6 protein-coding genes are annotated in these 6,366 nt (G+C 44.3%); 2 read left to right on the top strand and 4 right to left on the bottom strand.

The window, feature by feature from the left end:
- Nucleotides 1-6: 6 nt before the first annotated feature.
- The 4 genes from EHN07_RS19110 to EHN07_RS19125 form a co-directional block, all read right to left on the bottom strand.
- Entirely contained in the window at nt 7-1,083 is a 1,077-nt protein-coding gene (locus EHN07_RS19110; RefSeq protein ID WP_124025593.1) for a hypothetical protein, read from the bottom strand.
- Complete coding sequence (locus EHN07_RS19115; RefSeq protein ID WP_124025594.1) at nt 1,080-2,147, bottom strand: PD-(D/E)XK nuclease domain-containing protein; 1,068 nt, start codon at nt 2,145-2,147, stop codon at nt 1,080-1,082. Before EHN07_RS19115 ends, EHN07_RS19110 begins: the two co-directional genes overlap by 4 nt.
- A gap of 230 nt (nt 2,148-2,377) precedes the next feature.
- Nucleotides 2,378-3,640, bottom strand: a complete 1,263-nt coding sequence (locus EHN07_RS19120) for a tyrosine-type recombinase/integrase (protein ID WP_124025595.1) — start codon at nt 3,638-3,640, stop codon at nt 2,378-2,380.
- Between the two features lie 193 nt (nt 3,641-3,833).
- A complete protein-coding gene (locus tag EHN07_RS19125; RefSeq protein WP_124025596.1) occupies nt 3,834-4,697 on the bottom strand; it encodes a YicC/YloC family endoribonuclease in 864 nt (287 codons plus the stop codon).
- A 123-nt stretch (nt 4,698-4,820) separates the two neighbouring features.
- Here EHN07_RS19125 and rph point away from each other — a divergent pair, with 123 nt between their 5' ends.
- Both rph and pyrE read left to right on the top strand, forming a co-directional pair.
- Entirely contained in the window at nt 4,821-5,537 is a 717-nt protein-coding gene (rph, locus tag EHN07_RS19130; RefSeq protein ID WP_124025600.1) for a ribonuclease PH, read from the top strand.
- Nucleotides 5,538-5,649: 112 nt separating this feature from the next.
- Nucleotides 5,650-6,291: an orotate phosphoribosyltransferase gene (pyrE, locus tag EHN07_RS19135; RefSeq protein WP_124025597.1), complete on the top strand. Its 642-nt coding sequence runs from the start codon at nt 5,650-5,652 to the stop codon at nt 6,289-6,291.
- Nucleotides 6,292-6,366 lie beyond the last annotated feature (75 nt).

The raw sequence follows: 6,366 nt of genomic DNA on the forward strand, positions 1-6,366 counted from the left end.
ATTACCTCATTCATATTCTTCATTAATATTATCTATGATTGAACGGGCTGTTGATTCAATTAACCGCTTGAAATATAGCTCTCTATTGTCACTTAAAGGAGATGCATTTTTATTATATTCACCTGCTCCTTTATACTTCTTATAACCTCTAGATATGTACGAAAATCCTGTGAAATCTAATGGGTCGCTAAATTGAGCTTCAAACTCATACATATCTGGATCACCGTTTTGTTCTAATACTTTCCAGCGGATTTTCCAGATATAAAAACCACGTTGATATAATGAAGTTAGCTCTTCTGATTTTAGAACACCTTCACCTTTTAATGAGGCTTTACTTATATGTACACCCGAATCAGTATCACCATCTTCTTCTTCAATAACTTTTGGCTTTGGATGATAAACATAGGCATCGGTAACATCATGCAGGGTAAAACCTTCCAATCCATTAATTAATCTGGTAAAAAATTCCGTTCTTTTCTCTGCATCATCTATGTTACTCAAGCTAATTTCATCGAGGTTCAAATCGAAATTATTCTCAGATTCTACTTCGTTACATAGTTTCTCGACATGCTTTAAGAGATTTGACTCATACACTTTAGCTTGATCGTTATCGGGTCGTCGGATTGAATAACCTAAGTCTTGTTTTTCGATTTCGAAAACTGCTGTTTTTTTCTCAACTTGGCAGAAGTCACTTTTTCCATAATTTGTACTTAAATAAGTAATATGTATTCTGATTATATTCTTATCAGCTATTACATGGCAAAGATCATCTTGGCTTTCTAACTCCTTCTTTAATTGGTCAGCAGCTTCTAACATTACATCTCGTGATATTTCATTTTTGACAAGAACTGATGTATTTTTTTCTCTTCGAAGGAAACCACCAAAAATAGCAGCAATTTTTTGGTGTAAATGAAAATCATGTGAGAATTTAGAAAAATTCTTAGCAAGTTCTTTCTTATCTGTTGCCTTAGATACTAAAATACCGCGTTCAAGGTATAAGTCTCGTAATTCATTAGTTGTGACTCTTGGTTGACTTAGTGCGTCAAAAAGAGCCTTATCAGTCACACTATGAATATTATTCATTTCTCAAGCCCCCATGATCTTTCTTCGGATGAGTAGAATTCTTTTTGAATCGGTACTGAGTAGATCTCAATTGAATCAAGATATTTTTTCATATCTTCATCATATCCCCAATCCATTGCAAATTTTTGTCGCGCGCGAAAGAAATGTGAGACTAAAGAATCATCTTTATCCAGAGACGCTACTCTAATACGTATTTTATTTTTTGCATTTAAAATCTGGTAGTTGCTCAGTAAATCTAGAAGATAATAAAATTCTAGGTCACTATTTGCTTTTTCATTATAATAAATAATGTAACCTTCAGGATAAACCTCTTTATCTTCCTGTTTTTTTCTATCCCATTCGAAAACAGCTCCATGTTTAACAATCATGAATGGGGACGTAAGTGTTTCTATTGTAGCTGGCAAATACTCATCTGCATTAAGGACTTTATGAAATGTTAGTTGAGGGTAAAAGAAGCCATATTCTTCTTTTGGAAATTTCGATTCTGCTATAAGTTCATTCATATCCCCAACGATGGACATAAGGTAAGTAATTGTTCTCGGTTCAATAATATGAATCTGCTGTCCTGTAGTCAGTTTTATCTTATCAAGATTGACCGCAGTGGGCCTTCTGCCTTTGGCTGGCTTAGGAGGATAAAAAAAGTCGTAGAAGTTATGTTTGAAATCATTATCATGATTATAAACAAACAACAATCCTCTAATTTCACTTTTTTCAGGTTGAGTGCAATATCGTTCAGACCATACTCCACTACGTTTTGCGCAATTAATAGTTTTCCCCAATGAATTTAGAGAATTTTCAATCATTTTCGGATTCAGCGATCCTGCTGAATAACTTTTTAGATCAGTATTCAAATAAATTATTTTATTTAAATATGGATCTTTATAATGAAATACTACATCCACCGGATGAGTATGCGACTGTTTTTTATCCTCTGGTTTATGCTCTTCTTCATTGATGCATGGGAAATCCTGATCTGTTGGACCATGCTGTTGCCATTTGAAACGAGCCAGTAATTTTGAGGAGACCAGCTTGGCTAAATCCTCGCGCGGGCCATTTTCTGACATAAAAACTCCATCTTTTCACTTAGTTAGCCATATGAATATAGTGGGTATAAAGCCTCCATTGCAAGAACTTAATCGTCTTATTCAGGCGGTATCCAGATGTGTCTTGAAGTAGTTAATGTCAAATATGCTCTCTCAATTCCTTTAGCTGTTATGAGCTAATCTTATGTAAAATAAAGGAATACATTTGCTGTGTACTGACTACAAGTAATACTCACATATGTAAGTACGTTTTATGCTATAACTTTTCTTAACGGCGTCACGTTATAGCCCTCACCTCTTTCTAAAGAAACAAGCAAGTCAGCCCACAATTCCAACGCTTGCTTCCTCTCATCAAAATACTGATAACGATTATAAATCCCTTCTACGCCTTTGATTCTGTGGTTCAAACAACGCTCTGCAACTACCGGATCAACCCCTAATGCTGCCAGATGCGAGCGAGCAGTACGCCGAAAATCATGAATAGTAAAATTAGGTACATCAGGTAGATTGCCCTTTACCTTGCTCAAGGCCACAGGCAATGTGCTTTCCTGAATGTGGGGGATCATCCGGTGCTGCATCTTTCTTGCTGGAAGCACCCACTGGCTATTGCAGGACATCTGATGCAGTTCTTTTAACCATCCAAGCGCTGGTGCAGGGATAGGGATATCGATCGCATCTCCATTCTTAACTCGTTCTGCGGGTAAGTGCCAAACCGCATCATCAAGATCGAACTCTTCCCAACGTGCACCGCAAAGCTCCATCTTACGGCAGCAGAACACCAGCAGAAGTTTCATTGTCAGCTCGTTTTGACGTGAGAAACCTTTTGTCATGGGCATAGCCTGGAAAAACTTCATCAACTCTTCACGACTGAGCCAGCGTTCTCTGCTTTGCTCCTGTCCGCCAGCATCTGAGATTTCAAAAGCACTGGTAGGATTGCTTTCAAGCATATGTCGTTTGATACCGTAATCAAAAATACGGCGAGTCCAGCGAAGAACATCATTAGCAACTGTAGGCGCTCCGCGTTGGACGATTTTTTGCAGCATATCGTCGATATGCCAGGGTTTGACATCTTCGATTCTGTGATGCCCGATTGTTGGATTGATGTCTTTGTCTATGCGGCGGCGCAGAATGTCGGGGTGCTTCCACCGATTGAGGATCTGACGTTCAAAGTATTCTGCCGCCAGTTCTGAAACGCGGAGTGCATGTTTCTCCTCCTCCATCTTCTTCAGCGCTTCAGCCTTACGTTCCTGCTTCTCTCCCGCTACGTCATGTCCCAGAGCGACACGGGCAGAAAGTTCTTTAGCAATTTCCCGCGCTTTCGCGAGCGAAATACTGGAGTAATAGCCAATCAGCATAACTCTGGCTTTGCCCGCCATTTTGTAGCGAAATCGCCAGAATGGGGCGCTATAAGTCTCTGGAAAACAGATATATAGCCCATTCCCGTCAGAGCGACCCGCAAAGTGCTCATTGTTTCTAATCCATGTACGGATTTGTATGTCTGTCAGTTTTCCCATATATCTCTCATCATCAGAAGGGGTGTACTTAAACGTGTGTACTTAAATCTTAATAAGTACACCTTTAAGTACACGCAGAACACGCGCTGTAGTGATACTTCATGAGACTATATAAAACAAAAAAGGCCATGATTTACAATGGCCTTTTTGTCCTGATGCGACTTAGTGAGACTACGCGAGATCGCGTGAAACATTACTCGATGTTCTGGATCTGCTCGCGCATCTGTTCAATCAGCACCTTCAACTCAATAGCGGAGTTGGTGACATCTGAATTGATAGATTTTGATGCCAGCGTGTTCGACTCGCGGTTGAACTCCTGCATCATAAAATCTAGACGACGGCCAACGGCTTCTTTTTTCTTCAGAATGTTGTAGGTCTCTTTGACATGCGCTTCCAGGCGATCCAGCTCTTCGGCAACATCGACACGCTGCGCCATCAGCACCAATTCTTGCTCGAGGCGGTTATTTTCAAGCTGAACCTGGGCATCTTCCAGTTTTGCCACCAGGCGCTCACGCTGCCATTTCAGCACTTCTGGCATCTGTGCACGGACTTTAATGACCTCGCCGCTCACGCCTGCCAGGCGCTGCTCAATCATAGCTTTCAGCGCTTCACCTTCGGTTTCACGGGCGACAATGAAGTCGTCCAGAGCGCCATCAAGGGCGGCAAGAATTTCAGCGGCGATGGCGTCAAGATCCTGCTCCTGGGCGGACATCACGCCCGGCCAGCGCAGAATATCAACCGGATTGATTTCACCTTCGTCACTTTGCATTTTCACCCAGTTCGCCGCTTCCACCAGCTGTTTAGCCAGTTTTTCATTAAGCAGCAAAGAGCTTTGAGCGCGAGCATCAGGTTCGAAACGCAGGTTACATTCGATTTTTCCGCGGGTTAAACGGGTGCGAATACGCTCGCGGGCCACGGGCTCGAGGCTGCGGAACTGCTCTGGCATACGGATGTAAGTTTCGAGGTAGCGTTGGTTTACCGAACGTAACTCCCAGGAGGCGCTGCCCCATTCGCCTTTGACTTCACGTCGGGCATAAGCGGTCATACTGCGGATCATATTTCGTAACCGTATTCTGTAATAGATGTGGGGATTATAGCCATGCCAGGACTTGCAGGATAGGAATAAGCGAGGGAAGTCCGTATAATGCGCAGCCACATTCGTTTTAGCGGAGATAACCCCATGCGTCCATCAGGTCGTAGCGCCGAACAAGTGCGCCCAGTCACCCTGACCCGTAATTACACCAAACACGCAGAAGGCTCCGTGCTGGTCGAGTTCGGCGATACCAAAGTGCTTTGCACCGCTACCGTTGAAGAAGGCGTGCCACGCTTTCTGAAAGGCCAGGGTCAGGGCTGGATCACCGCAGAATACGGCATGCTGCCTCGTGCAACGCATACTCGTAACTTCCGTGAAGCAGCAAAAGGTAAGCAGGGCGGCCGCACTCTTGAAATTCAGCGTCTGATTGCTCGCTCGCTTCGTGCAGCAGTCGATTTGAAAGTGCTCGGTGAATACACCATTACGCTGGACTGTGATGTTCTGCAGGCTGACGGCGGTACTCGCACAGCTTCAATCACCGGCGCTTGTGTTGCTCTGGCTGATGCGCTGAACAAGCTGGTGGCCGCAGGTAAGCTGAAAACCAACCCGATGAAAGGGATGGTTGCTGCAGTCTCCGTTGGTATCGTTAATGGTGCGGCTGTTTGCGATCTGGAATATGTTGAAGATTCTGCTGCAGAAACCGACATGAACGTCGTGATGATGGAAGATGGCCGCATGATTGAGGTTCAGGGCACCGCTGAAGGCGAGCCGTTCACCCATGAAGAGTTGCTGGCGTTACTGGCGCTGGCACGAGGGGGAATTGAATCCATCGTAACGTCGCAGAAGGCGGCGTTAGAAAATTGATTTTTCAGGCGACTCAAGTAGTCGCCTTTTTTCTACCTGTCATATTCCAGGCGGTAATGCCTCTTGAATTATTGCGGGTAAATATCGACATGAAATGCAAAGGAGCAAATCCATGAAACCGTATCAGCGCCAGTTTATTGAATTTGCGCTTAACAAGCAGGTACTGAAGTTTGGCGAGTTTACGCTGAAATCCGGGCGCACCAGCCCTTATTTCTTCAACGCCGGGCTGTTTAATACCGGGCGTGATTTGGCGCTGTTAGGCCGTTTTTATGCCGCCGCGTTAGTGGATTCGGGTATTGATTTTGATTTGCTGTTTGGCCCGGCTTACAAAGGCATCCCCATCGCGACAACCACCGCTGTGGCACTGGCGGAGCATCATGAACGTGATGTGCCGTATTGCTTCAACCGTAAAGAAGCAAAAGATCATGGCGAAGGCGGCAGCCTGGTGGGCAGCGCACTTCAGGGACGCGTGATGCTGGTGGATGATGTGATAACGGCGGGGACCGCCATCCGTGAATCAATGGAAATCATCGCGGCGAATAATGCATCACTGGCGGGCGTGCTAATTTCTCTGGATCGCCAGGAACGTGGTCGTGGCGAAATTTCTGCGATTCAGGAAGTGGAACGGGATTACCAGTGCCAGGTGATTTCAATCATTACCCTGAAAGATCTGATTGATTATCTGCAAGAAAAGCCTGAAATGGCTGAACATTTGGCTGCCGTTCAGGAATACCGTACGCAGTACGGCGTGTGAAAAAAGGGCCTTGCACAGGCCCTCAGACTGATGGCAAACCCCATGTTGTTCGCAAAACGAACAGAGGCCATCAAT

The organism is Buttiauxella warmboldiae, from assembly GCF_003818135.1.
GTDB lineage: Bacteria > Pseudomonadota > Gammaproteobacteria > Enterobacterales > Enterobacteriaceae > Buttiauxella > Buttiauxella warmboldiae.